Origin of the sequence: Saccharopolyspora sp. NPDC000359, assembly GCF_040300525.1 — a bacterium.
In the GTDB taxonomy this organism is placed as follows: domain Bacteria; phylum Actinomycetota; class Actinomycetes; order Mycobacteriales; family Pseudonocardiaceae; genus Saccharopolyspora.
The window spans coordinates 1-18,931 of the sequence record NZ_JBEPDU010000034.1 but is presented as its reverse complement, the minus strand read 5'-3'; the positions used below and the strand labels follow the sequence as shown (position 1 = coordinate 18,931).

Here is an 18,931-nt window from a genome sequence, read left to right as displayed (position 1 = left end):
AGAACGGCAGGAACCGGTCTGGTTCACGGCCGCACGAAGCCGGTCCGACGCAGCCGGTGCAGGTCGGCGGTCCACATCACCAGCACGAACGGAGCGGTGGTCGGCACCAGCCCCACGGCTTCGATCCCGCCTTGCAGGAGCAGCACCGCCGGGACCGCGAGCAGGCAGGACCGCCAGGTGCGCCCGGTCGTCAGCAGGCCCACGACGACCAGCGCGGCGTTGAAGCCGTAGACCCCACTGGCGACCCCCGGCGGGGTGAACGGCAGCGCTTCGACGACGGCGAGTGCCACCGCCGCACCGCAGAACGCGCCCACCGCCAGCCGGAACCGCGCGATCGCCAACCCGATCAGCACCACCAGGCCCGGCAGCCAACCGCTCATCAGGAACACCTCTGCCTCGGCGCTGAACAGGGCGAGCGGATCGGCCTCCAGCCCGAGCACCGGCGACACGGCGGCGGGCGCCGCGCGGACCCAGTCGAAGTGGTGTCCCGTGTAGACGATCAGCCAGTAGGTGAGGACGAACGGGGCGGTGCGGGCGGGGACCGCGAGGAGGAGGTCCGCGACGCGCGCCAGCACCGTCGCAACGACCGCCCCCGCGATGCCGACCAGCAACGCCGGTCCGAACGGCTGGAAGGACACCACCGTCCCCAACACCACCAGCGCAGCGTTGAAGCCGAACAGGCCCTGGGAAATCCGCTCGCGGGGCCGGGGCACGCGCAGCGCGGTCGCCGTGAGCGCCCCGACCGCGCTGCCGACCAGCCCCGCGAGTGCGAACTCCGGACCGACCAGCGCGAGCGCGACCAAAAACACGATCCCGGTCGGCACGCCATCCTGCAGGTACACCTGGGAAATGCCCGCGGGCACGGCGCGCAGCAGCTGCCGCGCGCCGTGCCGCACCGGCTCCTTCGCCGCGGCGGTGTCGCTCACCAGCTCCGAACCTCTAGTTCCTTCGCGTCCGGGTGGTGCGAAACGGCCTCGGCGAGCCGCTTCTCGGCGACCACGGCGTCATCGGCCACGGCGGTGGCCAGCGCCCCGCCCGCCGCCAGCGGCGCCAGCGACCACCAGTCACCGCTGCTCGGCTCGACCGGATCGCTGTCCCACACCACGGTTTCGGTGGCCAGCACCCGGGCCCCGGCCAGGTAGCCGGCGCTCGCGGTCAGCCGCTCGTCACCGATGTCCAGCCGCTGCCGCAGCAAAGGCGTGCCACCGCGCACCACGTGCGTCGTGGTGGCCAGCCGCCCGGACCGCTCGCCGTACCGGCCGAGCACCAGCGTCTCCCGGCAGCGCACCCGCGCGCCGTCGCCGAGGACGACGGACATCTCCGCCTGGTGGTCGGCCCGCGAGCTGATCACGGTGGCCTCGGGCAGGTACTCGACCGTCCCGCCGTCGGCGACCTCGATGAGCACGGTGGACCGGCTGGGTCCGGCGTGCTGCCCCGGCAGCGCCACGGTCGCGGCGGTCCCGCGCAGCAGCAGCCGCGCGCCAGGGCCGACGTGCACGCGCAGGTCCACCACGTCACCGCCGACCGGGGTGGCCGCCGACCCGACGAGGTGCACCACGGCGGTGCCGTCGGCGCTGGTGGCGGCGGCCCGGCGGGGCACCATCGCCATCGGGGACTGCGACCGCAGCCCCCGGACGACGCTGCGCCCGCCACGCCCGAGCTCAACGCTGAGCAGCGCACTGGCGCGCACCCCGCACCACCTCCCACCGGGCGCAGTTTCAGTTGAAACTGCAAACGTGAAGCCACAATGACCCACAGTTTCAATGGAAACTGCAAACATGAAGCCACGACGGCCCGCAGTTTCAATGGAAACTGCAAACATGAAGCCACGACGGCCCGCAGTTTCAATGGAAACTGCAAACATGAAGCCACGGTGGCCCGCAGTTTCAGTTGAAACTGCGGGCCCACGTCAGGCACTGACGCCGACCTTGAGCTGCTCGCGAACCCAGGCCGAGACGTCCGGGGCGTTCGGGGTCCGGGTCAGGGACTGGGTGATCACCGGCAGCTCACCGCGCATCCGGTGCGCGTCGGAGACCATCACCTCCATGTCCGCCCCGACCAGCTCGGCCAGGTCGACCTTGTTGATCACCAGCAGGTCCGCGGTGGTCACGCCCGGACCGCCCTTGCGCGGCACCTTGTCGCCGCCCGCGACGTCCACCACGAAGATCTGCTTGTCCGCCAGGCCGCGGCTGAACACCGCGGTCAGGTTGTCCCCGCCGCTCTCCACGATGACCAGCTCCAGGCCGGGGTGGCGCTCGGTGAGCCGGTCGACGGCGTCGAGGTTGGCGGTGATGTCGTCGCGGATCGCGGTGTGCGGGCAGGCGCCGGTCTGCACCGCCTCGATCCGGTCGGTGTCCAGCACCCCGGCCCTGCGCAGGAAGTCGGCGTCCTCGGTGGTGTAGATGTCGTTGGTCACCACGGCGAGCTCGACCTCCTGGCCGAGCGCGCGGCACAGCGCGGCGGTCAGCGCCGTCTTCCCGCTGCCGACCGGGCCGCCGATGCCGAGGCGGAACGGCCGCCCGTGCTGGGGTTCGGCGGGGAACGGGTCGGGCTCGGTGGCGGTCGGGTCGAAGTTGACCGGATGCGTGTGGCCGTGACCGTGGCCGTGTTCAGGAAGCAAAGAGACGCACCTCTTCCCGGTGATGACGATCGTGCGCTTCGGCGAGCAGGTCCAGCACCGGGGCGCCGGGGGCGGGCAGGTCGGCCGGGTCGAGCCCGGCGGTCGCCGCGGCTTCGGCGGCGATCCGGTCCAGGTCGTCGGACAGCTCGGTGACCACGGCGTTGACCGCGAAGGGGTCCATGCCGAGCAGCCGGACCACCGCGGAGGACGGCCCGCTGACGGACAGGTACCCGGCGACCAGCGCCGCTTCCCGCGGCCCGGCACCGGCTGTCGCGGCCAGCACGCCGAGCACGATCGGGTGGTGTGGTCGCGGGTTCGCGGCCACCAGTTCGGCCAGCACCGGCGACGGCCAGGCCGCCCTGCCAGCTCGGATCATCCCCTTCCCCTGCGCGCGCGAGGCCTCCCGCTGCGCCGGGGACGGGGTGCGGGCGTCGAGTTCGACGTCCAGCTTCCGCCAATGTCCACTTCGGACTTGACGGGTGGCGGCGTGCGCCGCGGCGGCGGCGAACACCGCTTGCAGGGCACCTGCGGCGCGCAGCCGCCCGTACAGGAACCCGCGCAGGTCGCCGATCCCGGTGATCAGCCCCCGCGCCGCGGCCTCCTCGACCCCGCCGGAGTGCACGTGCCCTCCGCCGGGGAACCGGGAGTCGGCCAGCGCCAGCACCGCCAGACCGGCTCGCACTCCGCTCCCCCCTTCCGAACGAGCGCACCCGCCCGTTCCAGTGATGTGTGGTGCGATTCCGATGCGGACCAGACGTCCGGTTCCCGTTCGGAGTCGCGTGGATCCGCTCAGAACAGGAAGTAGCGCTGAGCCATCGGCACCTCGGCGACCGGCGCCGGCTCGACCAGCTCGCCGTCGATGTGCACGGCGAAGCTGTCCGGGTCCACCCGGATGTCCGGGGTCGCGTCGTTGAGCCGCATGTCCGCCTTGCCGACGTCGCGGGTGTTCGCCACCGCGACCATCCGCGAGCTCAGCTGCAACTGCTCCGGCAACTGCGCGTCCAACGCCACCGGCGCCACGAAGAACACGCTGCTCGCCGCGGCAGCGCGCGGCTGCGCCCCGAAGTTCGGCCGCGCGAGGTAGGGCTGCGGCGTGGGGATCGACGCGTTCGCGTCGCCCACCGCCGCCCACGCCGCGAACCCGCCCTTGAGCACGATGTGCGGCCGGACCCCGAAGAACTTCGGGTCCCACAGCACCAGGTCGGCCATCTTGCCGACCTCCACCGAACCCACGTGGTGCGAGATCCCGTGCGCGATGGCCGGGTTGATCGTGTACTTCGCGACGTAGCGCTGCGCGCGGTGGTTGTCCGCGCGGCCGTCGCCGGGCAGCGCGCCGCGGCGCCGCTTCATCACGTGCGCGGTCTGCCAGGTGCGCATGATGACCTCGCCGATGCGGCCCATGGCCTGCGCGTCCGAGCTCATCATCGAGATGGCCCCGATGTCGTGCAGGATGTCCTCGGCGGCGATGGTCGACGGCCGGATGCGGCTCTCGGCGAACGCCAGGTCCTCGGGCACCGCCGGGTTCAGGTGGTGGCAGACCATGACCATGTCGAGGTGCTCGTCGATGGTGTTCACCGTGTGCGGCCGGGTCGGGTTGGTCGACGAGGGCAGCACGTTGTCGTGCTGGGCGAGCCGGATGATGTCCGGGGCGTGCCCGCCACCAGCGCCTTCGACGTGGAACGCGCTGATCGAGCGCCCGTTGATCGCCTCCAGCGTGGACTCGTAGAACCCGGCCTCGTTCAGCGTGTCGGCGTGCAGCGCGATCTGCACGCCGGACTCCTCGGCGACGCGCAGCGCGCTGTCCAGCACCGCCGGGGTCGCGCCCCAGTCCTCGTGGATCTTGAACCCGCCCGCGCCCGCGCGCAGCTGCTCCCAGAGGGCTTCGCGGCGCATGGTGCTGCCCTTGCCGAGCAGGAGCACGTTGACCGGCATGTAGTCCACCGACTGCATGACCATCCGCAGGTTCCACGCGCCGGGCGTGACCGTGGTGGCCTTGCTGCCCTCGCCCGGCCCGGTGCCGCCGCCGATCAGCGTGGTCAGCCCGGAGGCGAGCGCGGTGTCCACCTCCTGCGGGCAGATGAAGTGCACGTGCGAGTCGATGCCACCGGCCGTGAGGATCTTGCCGTTGCCCGCGATGACCTCGGTGGACGGGCCGATCACCAGCGAGCTGTCCACGTCGTTGTTGGCGCTGGGGTTGCCGGCCTTGCCGATGCCGACGATGCGGCCGTCGCGGATGCCGACGTCGGCCTTGATGACGCCCCAGTGGTCCAGGATCACCGCACCCGTGATCACCACGTCCGGCGTGCCCTCGGCGCGGATCGCGGCGGACTGGCCCATCGACTCGCGGATCACCTTGCCGCCGCCGAAGACGACCTCGTCGCCGGAGCCGGTGGGCCCCTGGCTGCGGTCCTCGGTGACCTCGATCAGCAGGTCGGTGTCGGCCAGCCGGATCCGGTCTCCGGTGGTCGGGCCGAACAGCTCGACGTACTGGGAGCGGTCAATGGACGATGTGCTCACCGTGGTGTCCCTCGCCTTTCTCGCCGTAGGTGAACGGGGTGGGTTCGTGGTCGCGGGCGTCGAGCTCGCCCGCGTACTCCAGGCGCAGGCCGCGCACCAGCCGGTCCCCGCCGACGTCGACGAGGTCGACCTCGCGCGCCACGCCGGGCTCGAACCGCACGGCGGTGCCCGAGGGCACGTCGAGCCGGTGGCCCCAGGCGGCGGCCCGGTCGAACTCGAGACCGGGGTTGACCGCGGCGAAGTGGTAGTGCGAGCCGACCTGCACGGCGCGGTCGGCGCGGTTGACGACGGTGATGCGGATCCGGTCCCGACCCGGGTTCAGCGGGATCGGGCCCTCGGCGGTGATGATCTCCCCAGGACGCATGGACAACTCCCTAAGCGGTGTGTGGTGAGCGGATCGGGCCCGCGGTGGCGCGCCGGGAACGCTGGGGCGGGAGCGCTCAGGTGATGGGGTCGTGGACCGTGACGAGCTTGGTGCCGTCCGGGAAGGTCGCCTCCACCTGCACGTCGTGGATCATCTCGGCGATGCCGTCCATCACCTGGTCGGCTCGCAGCACCTGGCGGCCGCTCTGCATGAGCTCGGCGACCGTCCGGCCGTCCCGGGCACCTTCCACGACGTGGTCGGTGATCAGCGCGACCGCTTCCGGGTAGTTGAGCTTCAATCCGCGGTCCAACCGTTCGCGCGCCAACCTGGCCGCCACGTGGACGAGCAGCTTGTCGCGCTCATGAGGAGCAAGGTGCATGAAACTTCTTTAACACACCCGATTTCGCCCGTGCGGGATGCCCTGCGGTTTTAATGCCGTCTAATTGCCCCGTTACAACCATTTTTCCGGACTTTTACGTGGCTAACGGTTTTTCTTGGATTTCCTGTGACGCACCTCATGGTGTGACCTCGACCGTGCGGGATGGTGCGCCGCCGCGGGCGGGTGCACTGTGGTCCCGACGCACTGCACCCCGCCACGTCCCGCGCGTCCGCGCACCCGCGCGCACGCGACCTGCGATGGAGACGAGGCAAAGCATGAGCAGTGCAGCTCAGTCCGAGTTCCGCCCCGGCCTGGAGGGCGTGATCGCCTTCCGCACGGAGATCGCCGAGCCCGACCGCGACGGCGGCGCCCTGCGCTACCGCGGTGTCGACATCGAGGACTTGGTGGGCACCGCCTCCTACGGCGACGTGTGGGCGCTGCTGGTGGACGGCAGGTTCGGCAACGGCCTGCCCGCCGCCGACGACACCCCGGTACCGGTCCGCACCGGCGACGTGCGCGCGGACGCGCAGGCCTCCCTGGCGATGCTCGCGCCCGCCCACGGCTTCGCGCCGCTGCTCGACGTCGACGAGGCACAGGCCCGCGACCAGCTCGCCCGTGCCTGCGCGCTCGGGCTCTCCTTCGTCGCGCAGTCCGCGCGCGGCGACCAGCCGCCGGTCCCGCAGTCGCGGATCGCCGAAGCGACCACCGCCACCGAGCAGTTCCTGGTCCGCTGGCGCGGCGAACCCGACCCAGCGCACGTCCGGGCCCTCGACGCGTACTGGGTGTCCGCCGCCGAGCACGGCCTGAACGCCTCCACCTTCACCGCGCGGGTGATCGCCTCCACCGGCGCCGACGTGGCGGCCTGCCTGTCCGGCGCGGTGGGCGCGATGTCCGGGCCGCTGCACGGCGGCGCCCCGGCCCGCGTGCTGCCGATGATCGAGGAGGTCGAGCGCACCGGGGACGCCCGCCGCGTGGTGGAGTCGATCCTGGACCGCGGCGACCGGCTGATGGGCTTCGGGCACCGCGTCTACCGCGCCGAGGACCCGCGCGCCCGGGTGCTGCGCAACACCTGCGACCGGCTCGGCGCCCCGCGCTTCGAGGTGGCCCGCGAGCTGGAGCAGGCGGCGCTGGCCGTGCTGCGGGAACGGCGCCCGGACCGGCAGATCGAGACCAACGTGGAGTTCTGGGCCGCGGTGGTGCTGGACTTCGCCGAGGTGCCCACGGCGATGATGCCCGCGATGTTCACCTGCGCTCGGCTGGCGGGCTGGTCGGCGCACGTCCTGGAGGACAAGCGCACCGGTCGGCTGGTGCGCCCGTCCGCCCAGTACATCGGCCCGGACCCCCGCTCCCCGCAGGACGTCCCGGGCTGGGACCAGCTCGACCAGCTCACCGCCCCGGTGTGATCGCGACGTGGCCCGTGAGCACCTCCCGTGCTCACGGGCCACGCCCGGTGCGGGAATCGACACGAGCGATAACGTGGATTAGTGGCAGCTCCATCCACCGAAGCCCGACAACGGCAGCTGAACATCGAGTACGCCGAGGCGCTCGAAGCCGACGCGGAGACCAGCGGTCAGCGTTGCGACGACCTCGTGGAAGCGGCTGGTTACTGGCACTTCGCTGAGGAGCACGAGCGCGAGGAGCGGGCCCTCGCCACCGCCGCCGAGATCGACGACGGGCACAACGTGCTCAGCGGGCGCGCCGCCCACGCCTCGTTCCTGCTGACCCACGGCCGCACCGAAGAGGGCGAGCGCGCCATGGCGCAGCTGATGCGCGAGGGCTCGGAGTGCCCTTGGGCGTACGGCGAGGCCGCCGCGGGCTACCACGCGATCGGCAACCACCAGGAGGCGCTGCGCTGGCTCAACATCGGCGTGCAACGGTTCGTCCCGGACGTCGACGCCGAGGTCGAGGTGGGCGACCCCGGCTTCGAGCTGCTCCGCGAACGCGCTGAGCTGCGCCACGAGCTTGGTCTTCCCGAGGACCAGTACGACGAGGTGCTCGTCCGTTCCGAGGAGCGCGCGCACGAGGTCTACGCCCAGATCGAGGAGGTCAGCAGGCAGCAGCACGCGGCCGCCGCAGTGCTCTACTGGCCCGAGGCGGAGTTCGCCGAGGTCCAGCGCCGGTACCCGACCTGGTACCCGGGCACCACGCACGTCGCGCACCGGCAGCAGGTCCAGCGGTCGCTCGGGGACCGCCCGGGCGCGGTGCTGGCCACCGGGTCGCTGGACGCGCTGATCGCCTTCGCCGAGGCCCACGAGCTCCCGCTGGACGCACCGACGACGCGCGCGGAGTTCGCCGCCGAAGCCGCCCGGACCACCGCGTGGCCACCGGGCCGCAACGACCGCTGCTGGTGCGGCGCGGACCGCAAGTACAAGAAGTGCTGCGGCTCCCCGGGCTTCGCCTGAGCCGTTCGACGGTGATCACCCGCAGGCGCGGAGCGTCTCCGCACACGGTGCTGGCCAACCGGCGCGAGCCGCAGTAAGTTGCGGTGCGGCTGTTCGCAGCAGGTGCCCGTCACCTGCCGGAAACCCTGCTGCAACACTGGAGCCGAACCGGCAACGGCGCCGGTCAGCGAGCCACTGGCGCGCGGGGGGCGAGGTCTTGTCCCCCGCACGATCACCACGACAACGCCCGGAGGCGCCGGCATGACGCAGGCCGAGACCATCGACCCCACGACCCTGAAGCTGCCCGACGAGTTCAAGCCCGCCGACGGCCGGTTCGGCTGCGGCCCGTCCAAGGTGCGCGACGAGCAGCTGGCCCGCCTGGCTGGCGAAGGCGCTGCCGTGATGGGCACCTCGCACCGCCAGAAGCCGGTGAAGTCCCTGGTGGGTCGGGTCCGCGAAGGGCTGAGCGAACTGTTCTCGCTGCCCGACGGCTACGAGGTCGTGCTCGGCGTCGGCGGCACCACGGCGTTCTGGGACGCGGCGACCTTCGGCCTGATCCGCGAGCGCTCCCTGCACCTGACCTACGGCGAGTTCTCCGCGAAGTTCGCCAAGGCCGCGAAGACCGCCCCGTTCGTGGGCGACCCGATCGTCGTCTCGGCCGAGCCGGGTGACGCCCCGGAGCCGGTGTCGGACCCGAGCGTCGACCTGATCGGCTGGGCGCACAACGAGACCTCCACCGGCGTCATGCTCGCGCCGACCCGCCCGGCGGGTTCGGAGCAGGCGCTGATCGCGGTGGACGCGACCTCCGGCGCGGGCGGCCTGCCGTTCAACGCCGCGGACGTCGACGTCTACTACTTCGCCCCGCAGAAGTGCTTCGCCGCCGACGGCGGGCTGTGGCTGGCCGCGATGAGCCCGGCCGCCATCGAGCGGATCGGCGAGATCGGCGCCTCGGGCCGCTGGGTGCCGGAGTTCCTGTCGCTGCCCACCGCGCTGGACAACTCCCGCAAGGACCAGACCTACAACACCCCCGCGGTGGCCACCCTGTTCCTGCTCGCCGACCAGGTCGAGTGGATGAACGGCCAGGGCGGCCTGGACTGGTGCGTGCAGCGCACCCGCGAGTCCTCGCAGCGGCTGTACGACTGGGCCGAGGCCTCGGAGTACGCGACCCCGTTCGTCACCGACCCGGCGAAGCGCTCCCAGGTGGTCGGCACCGTCGACTTCGACGACTCGGTGGACGCCGCGGCGGTGGCCAAGGCCCTGCGCGCCAACGGCATCGTGGACACCGAGCCGTACCGCAAGCTGGGGCGCAACCAGCTGCGCATCGGCATGTTCCCGGCGATCGCCCCGGATGACGTCACCGCGTTGACGAAGTCCATCGACTGGGTGGTCTCGCAGCTCTCCTGACGACGCAGCGCTGCCGGGGTCCGCGCGGGCCCCGGCAGCCTCGCTCCGCACACCACAACACCGAGTGAGAGTCAACCACTCAGGGTGATGTTCACCGAATATGAGTGGTTTTACTGGTTCGCTCGGGCGGCCCCTTTCCGGCAAGATCGAGGCCGGGAGGACGACCAACTACGACGCGACGTGCCCGGCGTGCCTCCCGCGTCAAGGCGGCGCGCCGGGTTACCGTCACAGCTTGGTGACATGTAGGTCGGTGGGAGGCACGCGTATGCGAGCGCTGCGAGTGGTCGGGCTCGACGAGGACGGTGAATCCGTCATCTGCGAGGACCCGGAGAACGGCGAGCGCTTCACCGTGCCCGCCGACGAGCGACTGCGTGCCGCAGCCCGAGGTGACCTCACCCGGCTCGGCCAGGTCCAGATCGAGATGGAGTCCCAGATGCGGCCCCGGGAGATCCAGGCCCGCATCCGCTCCGGCGCGTCCGTCCAGCAAATAGCCGAGTCCTCCGGCATCCCGGAGCACCGCGTCGAGCGCTACGCCTACCCGGTGCTGCTCGAACGCCGCCAGATCGCCGAGATGGCCCAGCGCGCCCACCCCGTCCGCGAGGACGGCCCCGACGTGCAGACCCTCGGCGAGGTCGTCGCGCACACCTTCGGGATGCGCGGCCACGACTACGCCGAAGCCGACTGGGACTCCTGGCGCGGCGAGGACGGCAAGTGGGTCGTCCAGCTGACCTGGCAGGCGGGCCGCTCCGAGAACCTCGCCCACTGGGTGTTCCACCCCGGTGCGCACGGCGGCACCGTCGCGGCCCTGGACGACCACGCGGCCGACCTCCTCGACCCGTCGCCCAACCGCCCACTCCGCACGGTCCGCCCGGTCACCGAGCTGGCGCGCGAAGCGCTCCAGCTCGACCAGCAGGAACGACCCGCGGAACCCCCGACGGCCCCGGCCCCGCCGGAGGCCCCGGTGGCGGCAGCGCCGCCACTGGCGGAGGCGCCGACGCTCGACCTGGACACCGGAGCACCGGAGCGACCGGCGGAGCCGGGAGCCCCGGACGCGGAACCCCCCGCGGCGGAGAGCGCCGAAGGCGCGACCGTCGAGGAGCCGGACGACGAAGCGGCGCGCAAGGCGGAGCCGCGCCGCGGGCGGAAGAGCCACCCCATCGTCCCGTCCTGGGAAGACGTCCTCCTCGGAGTCCGCTCCCACCGCTAACAGCACAACCACCGAAGGCCGGGGCGAGCAAGACTCACCCCGGCCTTCCGCTGTCCACCCCCGCTCAAGAACCGCGGTCCCCCACAACCCAACAGAAACCGCACCCCAACGCCTCGAACCAACGACACACCGAAGCACGTCGTTCGGCCGCTCATGCGAATAAGCGAACATCCAAATCCACCGCCACGAAACCCCACAGTTTCAACTGAAACTGTAGTCCCGGCGCGCCAAGGACCCGACACACCGACCCACATCGAGCCCCTGCGCGAGCTGATAAACATTCCGACTCCGCCACCACAGGGGCCTCGCAGTTTCAATTGAAACTGCAAACCCCGGCGCGTCGGGGACCCGACACACCGACGTACGTCGGGCCAAAGTCTCACACGAATGAGTAAACCTCCGCCCCCACCACCACGGAGAATCCGCAGTTTCAATTGAAACTGCAAACCCCGACGTGTCGGGGACCCGACACACCGGGGCGCGTCGGGCCAGAACCCCATGCAAGCAATGAACCACCGACTCCGCTGCCACAAAATTCCACAGTTTCAACTGAAACTGTATGTCTCGGCGTGCCCGGACCACGACACACCGACGTACGTCGAGGATTGTGCGAGGGGTGAACATTTCGACTCCGCCGCCATGGGGTTTACAGTTTCGGTTGAAACTGTGAGTCCTCGGCGTGTCGGGCCCCGACACACCGGGGTGTGTCGGGGCCTTGTGCGATTTCAATGGAAATTGGACGTCTGAGTTCCATTGGAGTTGTGAGGGTGGCGGAAGGGCGGGGCGCGGGGGTTTCGTCAGTCGTGCGGGAGGGTGGGGCCTAGGAGGCTGACGAGGAGGGCCAGCCAGGCCAGGACGATGCCTGCCGCCGTGCCGTAGGCGACCCAGCGCCAGACCGCGATGTGGCGGCCCAGCCAGATCGACGGGGCGAAGCCCGCCGCCACCGCCAGGTTCACCACCGTCGCCAGGACACCGCTCACGTCCGCCAGACCGTCGGTCACCACCACCAGGGTGATCGTCGCGATCGCTCCGACGATGGTGCTCACCACCAGGCCCGGCCCCCACGGCGTCGGCTCGTCCGGGGGCACCGGGACGGCGTAGCGGCGCGGGGCCGCGGGCCGGGGTCGGCCGATGCGGGCGACGCGGCCGCTGAGCGGGTCCAGGTAACCGACCTGGCCGCCGGTTTCCGCGGCGAGCCGCATCGCCAGCTGGCGTCCGCGCTGGGAGATCAGTTCGAGGTCGGCGGCCGCCGTGTCCTCCGCGTGCGCCGCTTCCGCGACGTGCGCCCACTCGTGCAGGGCTTCGACCAGCGAGTCGGGCAGCCGGAGGCGGCTCGGGTCCACCTCCTGCTCGGCGTCGCGCACCAGCACTGCGCGACCGGAGCGCGCGTGCAGTTCCCAGTCGGACTCGCGCATCACGCCCCGCTCATCGCGTGGAAGGCGATCGCCCCGGCCGTCGCGACGTTGAGCGAATCCACCCCGCTGGCCATCGGGATGCGCACCGCCAGGTCCGCGGCGGTGATCGCTTCCTCCGTCAGGCCGGGGCCCTCCGAGCCGAGCAGCACCGCGACCCGCCCCTCGTCCAGCCCCGCATCGCGAAGTGGTCCCGCATCCGCCCGCGGGGTCAGCGCGGCGATCCGGAAGTCGTTGTCGCGCAGCAGCTTGAGATCTTCCGGCCACGACTCCAGGTGCGCGAACGGCACCCGGAGCACGTGCCCCATCGACACCCGCACGCTGCGCCGGTACAGCGGGTCCGAGCAGCCAGCGCCCAGGAGCACCCCGTCGACGCCGAGCGCGGCGGCGTTGCGGAACAGCGCGCCCAGGTTCTCGTGGTCGCCGATGCCCTCCAGCACCACCAGGCGCCGGGACCGCTCGACCAGCTCAGCTGGCGGCACCACCGGGGCGCGGTCGGCCACCGCCAGCACGCCGCGGTTGAGGTGGAAGCCGACGACCTGCGCCATCACGTCGGCGCTCGTGACGTAGGCGGGCACGTCCAGGGCGGCGGTCGCCTCGGCCAGCTCCTCGATCCGGCGCCGCACTCCGAACAGCGCCCGCACCGGGTACGGCGAGGCGAGCAGCCGCTCGACCACCACCACGCCCTCGGCGATCACCAGCCCGCGCCCGCCCGGCCTGTCCGGTCGGCGGTCCGCGCGCGACAGGTCGCGGAAGTCGTCGACCCGCGGATCGTCGGCCTCATCGATCTCGACCACATGCGCCACGTACCGCATTCTCGCACCCACCCCCGCCGCGCTGCCCCGGTCGGTCCTCAGCGTGCCGGAGCACGTTCGGGGCTGGCTCAGCTCGGCAGCACGGCACTCGACGTCCTCCCCATCTGCCTCGGCGGCAACGTGTTCGGCTGGACGGCTGACCGCGACAAGTCCTTCGCCGTCCTCGACGGCTACGTGGCGGCAGGCGGCAACTTCGTCGACACCGCCGACGCCTACTCCGCGTGGGCGCCGGGCAATGCGGGCGGGTTGTCCGAGGCGGTCATCGGCGAGTGGCTGCGCGCCCCCGGCAACCGCGACGACGTCGTGGTCGCCACGAAGGTGGGTCGGATGCCGCAGCGCCGCGGGTTGTCGGCGGCGAACATCAAGGCGGCGGAAGATTCACTGCGTCGCCTGGGCACGGACCGCATCGACCTCTACTACGCGCACGGCGACGACGACCCGACCATCCCGTTGGCCGAGACCTTGGGTGCCTTCGACGACCTGGTGCACGCGAGCAAGGTCCGCTACATCGCGGCGTCGAACTACACCGCGCCGCGGCTCGCCGAAGCGCTGGCGGTCTCGCGCCGCGAGGGCTTCGCCGAGTTCACCGCGCTGCAGCCGAAGTACAACCGCGTGGAGCGCGACGAGTTCGAGGGCGAGCTCGCCGATCTCTGCGCCGCGGAGAACCTCGGCGTGGCACCGTATTACGCCCTCGCCAAGGGATTCCTGACCGGCAAGTACCGCCCCGGCCAGGACGACTTCGGCAGCCCGCGCGCTGAAGGCGCCCGCGCGCACCTGCACGACCGCGGCCTGCGGGTGCTCGCCGCGCTGGACGAAATCGCCACGCAGCGTAACGTCCCACTGGCTTCGATCGCGTTGTCCTGGCTGCGCGCGCAACGCACCGTCACCACTCCGATCGCCAGCGCCCGCACCACCGATCAGCTCGCCACCCTCCTGCTCGCCGCTGAGCTGGAGCTCACCGCGGAGGAGGTGCAGCGGCTCGACCAGGCCTCCACGTGATCACCCGCCTCGCCGCTCGGTGACACCGTTTTGGCCGCTGGCTCGGCGGGTAGGGATGTGTCACGGTGGTTTCCCCAGCGCTGGGCGCTGACGTGCTGCCGATCGAGCGGAGAGACGGCATGGGACGGCACGTGGACGACCGAGGTTTCAAGCCGGTGGACCGGCAGCGGTATCGGAGCAAGATGCAACGCGGCCTGGATGCCCTGGCCCGGATGCTCGCCGATGGGAACTTCTCCTTCCCGCACCAGCAGATGGGGCTGGAGATGGAACTGTGCCTGGTGGACCAGGGCATGCAACCGTCGATGTCCAACGCCGAGGTGCTGGAGAAGATCGACGAGCCGTCGCTGTTCACCACCGAGCTCGGTCAGCAGAACATCGAGCTGAACGTGGAGCCGCGGGTGCTCGCCGGGGACAGCGCACTGAAGCTGGAGGACCGGATGCGCGCCGCGCTCCGGCGGGCCGACGCCGGGGCGCACGACGCCGGGGCGAAGGTCGTCATGATCGGCACGCTCCCCACGTTGCGCAGCGCGCACTTCGACCCCGGCTGGCTGTCCCGCAACCCGCGCTACTCGCTGCTCAACGAGCAGATCTTCCTGGCCCGCGGCGAGGAGATGCTGCTGGACATGGAGGGCGTACCGCTCGGCGAGGGCTACCACATCGAGCGGCTGCGCTCCTACGCCGACTCGATCCTGCCGGAGTCGGCGTGCACTTCGGTGCAGCTGCACCTGCAGGTCGCCCCGGAGGACTTCGCGGCGCACTGGAACGCCGCGCAGTGCCTGGCCGGGGTGCAGGTGGCCATCGGCGCGAATTCCCCGTTCCTGCTGGGCAAAGCGCTCTGGCACGAGACCCGGGTACCGCTGTTCCTGCAGGCCACCGACACCCGGCCGGAGGAGCTGAAGAACCAGGGCGTGCGACCGCGGGTGTGGTTCGGGGAGCGGTGGATCACCTCGATCTTCGACCTGTTCGAGGAGAACGTGCGGTACTTCCCGGCGCTGCTGCCCGACCCGGAGGACGAGGACCCGGTGGCCGCGCTGGACGCGGGCCGCGCCCCGATGCTGGCCGAGCTGCGTTTGCACAACGGCACCATCTGGCGCTGGAACCGCCCGGTGTACGACCTGGTGGACGGGGTCCCGCACCTGCGGATCGAGAACCGGGTGCTGCCCTCGGGCCCGTCGGTGGTGGACATCATCGCCAACGCGGCTTTCTTCTACGGTGCGCAGCGCGCGCTCACCGAGCAGGACCGACCACTGTGGACGCAGATGTCGTTCGCGGCGGCGGAGGACAACCTGTTCGCCGGTGCCCGCAGCGGTTTCGACTCGCACCTGTACTGGCCGGGCATCGGGTGGGTGGCCCCGGACGAGCTGGTGATGCGCCGCCTGCTGCCGATGGCCCACGACGGCCTGCGCGCGTGCGGGGTCTCCGACGAGGCCCGCGAGCGCTACCTCGGCGTGATCGAGCAGCGCTGCCTGTCCCGCCGCAACGGCGCGACGTGGCAACGGGAAACCGTGGCCCGCCTGGAGGAACGCGGCGCGGACCGGCAGACGGCCCTCGCCACCATGCTGGAGCACTACATCGCCCTGGCCGACGCCGGAGAACCAGTCCACACCTGGCCAGTCGGCTGACTGCCCAGTCGGTCAGGTCACTCCGGTAATGGTGAGGTTGGAGTGGCCGTTGTGGGTGCTGAGGTGGGCCTGGACTCCGAAGACCTCTGCCAGGAGGTCCTGGGAGAGGACTCCGGTGGGGGTTCCGGTCGCTGCGATGCGGCCGTTGTCCAGGACCGCCAGGCGGTCGCAGAACTCCACAGCCAGGCGGAGGTCGTGCAGGGTCAGCAGGATCGTCAGACCCTTCGCCGCGAGGTCGCGGAGCAGGGCCAGGACTCCGTACTGGTGGCGCAGGTCGAGGTGGTTCGTCGGCTCGTCGAGGACGAGGACCTGGGGCTGCTGCGCGAGCGCCCGCGCGATCGAGGTGCGCTGGTGCTCCCCGCCTGACACCAGGCGCACGTCACGCTCCGCCAAGTCGAGCAGGCCTGTCACCCGCAGCGCGTCATCGACGATCTCCCGATCGGCAGCGCCCATCCGGTCCAGCAGGCCGAGGTGCGGGATCCGGCCCTGTGACACCACTTCCCGGACGGTGAGCGCCGCTCGGGCCTCCGGCTCCTGCGTGGTCGCGGCCAGCACGCGCGCCAGCAGACGCCTCCCACCAGCCGCCACCCCGGCGACCTCCACTGCCCCCGCCGTCGGCTGGATCGCGCGGTAGAGCGTGCGCAGCAGGGTCGTCTTGCCGCTGCCGTTGGGCCCGACGAGGCCGAACACCTCCCCCGAGCGCACCTCCACGTCCACATCGGACAGAACCGGTCGCCCACCCAGGTCGACGCGCATCCCGCAGACCCGCAGGCTCATGCGATCCTCCTCCGCCGCCGCAACATCACCAGGAACACCGGGCCGCCGACCAGTGCGGTGAGCACCCCCACCGGCAGCTCCCCCGGTGCGACGACCAGCCGCGCCACCAGGTCGGCCAGCACCAGGAACACCGCGCCGAGCAGCGCCGACACCGGCAGCAGCCGGTGCGCCTCGGAGCCGACCAGGAAGGTGGCCGCGTGCGGCACCAGCAGTCCGACGAACACGATGCCGCCCGCCACCGAGACCGCGGTCCCGGCGAGCAGGGAGATCGCGAGCAGGCAGCACGTCCGGAACACCCGCGCGTTGATCCCGAGCGACGCCGCGGCGTCGTCACCGCTGTGCAGGACGTTCATCCACCGCCCCGAAGCACCCGCCGCGACCAGCCCGAGCCCGAGCACCACGGCGGGCACCGGCAGCGACTCCCAGCGCACCGCCCCGAGCCCGCCGCTGATCCAGAACAGCACCTGCTTAGCCTGGTCACCGGTGCCGAAGGCGTGCAGCACGAACGAGGTCATGGCGAACGCCACCTGCCCGACGGCCAGCCCGCCGAGCACCAGCGTGGTCACCGACCCGGAGCGCCCGGCCACGGCCAGCACGGTCACCAGCGCGGCCAGCCCGCCGAGGAAGGCCACCACCGGCATCCCGATGGCCCCGGCCCCGACACCCAGGACGATGGTCAGCGACACCGCGAACCCGGCTCCCTCGGAGACACCGAGCAGGTACGGGTCGGCCAGCGGGTTGCCGGTGACCAGCTGCGCGACCGCCCCGGACAGCGCCAGCGCCGCGCCGACCAGCATCCCGCCGACCACCCGCGGCATCCGCGAGTCGAGGACGATCGCCGAGCGCGCCGGGCTCCAGTCCGGCTCGATCCACGGCACCACCGGCTCCAGCACGATCCGCCACACCTGCCCCAGCGGCAGCTGCACCGACCCGAGCGACACCGCGAGACCACCGATCACCACCAGGGCAACCAGCAGCCCGGCGTGCACGAACGCGGTGCGCCGCTGCTTCACGCCGCCCCGTCCGCTCATGCGCCGTGCAGGTCGCGGGCCAGGCGCTCGACCGCGGCGGGGAACCGGATGCCCTCGGTCAGCTCGACCAGCGGAATGGTGCTGAACCGGTGGTTCCGCGCCGCGGGTGTGCCCGAGGCCAGCGGGTGGCCTTCGAGGTAGGACTGCTTGTGCTGCACCGGGGCCCCGAGGTAGTCGACCAGCACGATCGCCTCCGGGGACCGCGCGGCCACCTGCTCCCAGCTGACGTCCTCGAAGACCTTCGGCACGTCGCTGAACACGTTGCGCCCGCCAGCCCGGGTCAGCGCGTCGTTGCCAACACCGTTGCCACCCAAGGTGAACGCGGCCTGCTCGCCGGAGTCGTAGACGAAGACGTCGACCGGCGGCACGCCCCGCAACCGCTGCTCGACCGCGCGCACCCGGCCCTCGATGTCGGCGTTGAGCTGGCGCGCGTTGTCCTGCAGCCCGAGCGCTTCGCCGAACATCGTGATGTCGGCCAGCAGCGTGCCCATCCCGCTCGGCCCGCTCGCGCAGGATTCCGACAGCAGCAGCGTGTTGATGCCGTTGCGCTCGAACAGCTCGCGGCCGCGCCCCTCGGCCTCGTCGAAGGCGCTGGCGTAGCCGCCGACGACCAGGTCCGGCTCGGCTTCGAGGATGCGCTCGTAGGACGGGTACCGGGCGGACAGCAGCGGCACGTCGGCGTACTGGGCGGCCACTTCCGGCGGCGGCTCGTGGTCGTCCGGGAAGGCGGTGCCGACCAGCCGGTCGCCCAGCCCGAGCGCCAGCAGGACCTCGGTCGCGTGCTGGTTGAGGCTCACCACGCGCTGTGGTGGGCGCGCGAAGGTCTCGACGTTGCCGCAGTTCGCCACGCGCAGACCGTTCTGCTGGGATTCGGCGGCGGTGCAGCCGGTCAGGAACAGCGCGGCCAGGAGCAGGGCGAATGTGCGGCGCATCGTGCCTTCCGGGGTCGTGCGCGGTTGCGCGAGACCAGGACCGCACGCGGGCGTCCCAGACCCCGACCGCAGACCGCGACAGTCGTTGGAGCCTCCCCTCGCGAGCGGGCGATCGGGCTCGCCGCGACGTGCGCGGCCTACCGTTGCGGGTCAGCGCCGGACTTCGACCGGCTTCTCCCGCTCCCGGGGACGCAGGCGATGCTGCCCCACCCGCCGAGCCCGGTCAACTGGCCAGTTTTCTCCCGAGCACGGCGTTTCCGCTGGTCAGCAAGACTGTTCGCGCGACTCGCCCGGCTGGTGAGATCAACGCCTCCATCCTGGGTAGTTGCAATAGGGTGGCAATAGCTAGAGTCTGTCGACAGCGAAGGGAGACGCTCGATGGCGCAGTACGTGTTGCCGGAGTTGGATTACGACTACGCGGCGTTGGAGCCGGCGATCGCTGGTGAGATCAACGAGTTGCACCACAGCAAG

At 71.5% G+C, this 18,931-nt stretch carries 18 protein-coding genes and 1 pseudogene; 7 read left to right on the top strand and 12 right to left on the bottom strand.

Going from position 1 to position 18,931, the window contains the following annotated elements; all coding sequences use genetic code 11:
* Positions 1 to 23: 23 nt before the first annotated feature.
* The 7 genes from ABT324_RS21370 to ABT324_RS21340 form a co-directional block, all read right to left on the bottom strand.
* Complete coding sequence (locus ABT324_RS21370; RefSeq protein ID WP_351180216.1) at positions 24 to 926, bottom strand: urea transporter; 903 nt, start codon at positions 924 to 926, stop codon at positions 24 to 26.
* The gene (locus ABT324_RS21365; RefSeq protein WP_351180213.1) at positions 923 to 1,690 is read right to left on the bottom strand and encodes an urease accessory protein UreD; all 768 of its coding nucleotides are present in this window, start codon (positions 1,688 to 1,690) and stop codon (positions 923 to 925) included. Before ABT324_RS21365 ends, ABT324_RS21370 begins: the two co-directional genes overlap by 4 nt.
* 219 nt (positions 1,691 to 1,909) lie before the next feature.
* The gene (ureG, locus tag ABT324_RS21360; RefSeq protein ID WP_351180210.1) at positions 1,910 to 2,620 is read right to left on the bottom strand and encodes an urease accessory protein UreG; all 711 of its coding nucleotides are present in this window, start codon (positions 2,618 to 2,620) and stop codon (positions 1,910 to 1,912) included.
* On the bottom strand, positions 2,610 to 3,302 hold the full coding sequence (locus ABT324_RS21355) for an urease accessory protein UreF (RefSeq protein ID WP_351180207.1): 693 nt from the start codon (positions 3,300 to 3,302) through the stop codon (positions 2,610 to 2,612). Before ABT324_RS21355 ends, ureG begins: the two co-directional genes overlap by 11 nt.
* Positions 3,303 to 3,409: 107 nt before the next feature.
* A complete protein-coding gene (locus ABT324_RS21350; protein ID WP_351180204.1) occupies positions 3,410 to 5,137 on the bottom strand; it encodes an urease subunit alpha in 1,728 nt (575 codons plus the stop codon).
* A complete protein-coding gene (locus ABT324_RS21345; protein WP_351180201.1) occupies positions 5,118 to 5,501 on the bottom strand; it encodes an urease subunit beta in 384 nt (127 codons plus the stop codon). Before ABT324_RS21345 ends, ABT324_RS21350 begins: the two co-directional genes overlap by 20 nt.
* A 76-nt stretch (positions 5,502 to 5,577) precedes the next feature.
* Complete coding sequence (locus ABT324_RS21340) at positions 5,578 to 5,880, bottom strand: urease subunit gamma (RefSeq protein WP_351180198.1); 303 nt, start codon at positions 5,878 to 5,880, stop codon at positions 5,578 to 5,580.
* A 275-nt stretch (positions 5,881 to 6,155) separates the two neighbouring features.
* On the opposite strand from ABT324_RS21340, the gene ABT324_RS21335 reads away from it, so the two are divergent.
* From ABT324_RS21335 to sepH, 4 genes are all read left to right on the top strand, one after another.
* Complete coding sequence (locus ABT324_RS21335) at positions 6,156 to 7,283, top strand: citrate synthase 2 (protein ID WP_351180195.1); 1,128 nt, start codon at positions 6,156 to 6,158, stop codon at positions 7,281 to 7,283.
* An 81-nt stretch (positions 7,284 to 7,364) separates the two neighbouring features.
* A complete protein-coding gene (locus ABT324_RS21330; RefSeq protein WP_351180192.1) occupies positions 7,365 to 8,282 on the top strand; it encodes an SEC-C domain-containing protein in 918 nt (305 codons plus the stop codon).
* A gap of 240 nt (positions 8,283 to 8,522) precedes the next feature.
* Positions 8,523 to 9,665 (top strand): phosphoserine transaminase, encoded by a 1,143-nt coding sequence (gene serC, locus ABT324_RS21325; RefSeq protein ID WP_351180189.1) that lies wholly within the window; start codon positions 8,523 to 8,525, stop codon positions 9,663 to 9,665.
* A 265-nt stretch (positions 9,666 to 9,930) separates the two neighbouring features.
* Complete coding sequence (sepH, locus tag ABT324_RS21320; RefSeq protein WP_351180186.1) at positions 9,931 to 10,872, top strand: septation protein SepH; 942 nt, start codon at positions 9,931 to 9,933, stop codon at positions 10,870 to 10,872.
* A gap of 797 nt (positions 10,873 to 11,669) precedes the next feature.
* On the opposite strand, the gene ABT324_RS21315 is transcribed toward sepH, so the two are convergent.
* Together ABT324_RS21315 and ABT324_RS21310 are read right to left on the bottom strand one after the other, a co-directional pair.
* Positions 11,670 to 12,287, bottom strand: a complete 618-nt coding sequence (locus ABT324_RS21315; RefSeq protein ID WP_351180396.1) for a DUF2537 domain-containing protein — start codon at positions 12,285 to 12,287, stop codon at positions 11,670 to 11,672.
* The gene (locus tag ABT324_RS21310; protein ID WP_502949779.1) at positions 12,287 to 13,099 is read right to left on the bottom strand and encodes a TrmH family RNA methyltransferase; all 813 of its coding nucleotides are present in this window, start codon (positions 13,097 to 13,099) and stop codon (positions 12,287 to 12,289) included. Before ABT324_RS21310 ends, ABT324_RS21315 begins: the two co-directional genes overlap by 1 nt.
* A gap of 63 nt (positions 13,100 to 13,162) precedes the next feature.
* Between ABT324_RS21310 and ABT324_RS21305 the strand changes: the two genes are divergently transcribed.
* Together ABT324_RS21305 and ABT324_RS21300 are read left to right on the top strand one after the other, a co-directional pair.
* Entirely contained in the window at positions 13,163 to 14,098 is a 936-nt protein-coding gene (locus ABT324_RS21305; protein WP_351180393.1) for an aldo/keto reductase, read from the top strand.
* 119 nt (positions 14,099 to 14,217) lie between these two features.
* Positions 14,218 to 15,720 carry a glutamate-cysteine ligase family protein gene (locus ABT324_RS21300; protein WP_351180390.1) on the top strand — a complete coding sequence of 501 codons (1,503 nt, stop codon included), beginning with the start codon at positions 14,218 to 14,220 and terminating at the stop codon, positions 15,718 to 15,720.
* A gap of 12 nt (positions 15,721 to 15,732) precedes the next feature.
* Here the strand turns inward: ABT324_RS21300 and ABT324_RS21295 are convergent, their stop codons facing one another.
* From ABT324_RS21295 to ABT324_RS21285, 3 genes are read right to left on the bottom strand one after another with little or no spacing between them, the layout of a single operon-like run.
* On the bottom strand, positions 15,733 to 16,497 hold the full coding sequence (locus tag ABT324_RS21295) for an ABC transporter ATP-binding protein (protein WP_351180180.1): 765 nt from the start codon (positions 16,495 to 16,497) through the stop codon (positions 15,733 to 15,735).
* Positions 16,494 to 17,528, bottom strand: coding sequence for a FecCD family ABC transporter permease (locus ABT324_RS21290; protein ID WP_351180177.1), 1,035 nt, complete (start codon positions 17,526 to 17,528; stop codon positions 16,494 to 16,496). Before ABT324_RS21290 ends, ABT324_RS21295 begins: the two co-directional genes overlap by 4 nt.
* Positions 17,525 to 18,460 (bottom strand): ABC transporter substrate-binding protein, encoded by a 936-nt coding sequence (locus ABT324_RS21285; protein ID WP_351180174.1) that lies wholly within the window; start codon positions 18,458 to 18,460, stop codon positions 17,525 to 17,527. Before ABT324_RS21285 ends, ABT324_RS21290 begins: the two co-directional genes overlap by 4 nt.
* A 378-nt stretch (positions 18,461 to 18,838) precedes the next feature.
* Here ABT324_RS21285 and ABT324_RS21280 point away from each other — a divergent pair.
* A pseudogene (locus tag ABT324_RS21280) lies at positions 18,839 to 18,931 on the top strand (superoxide dismutase); the annotation flags it as partial.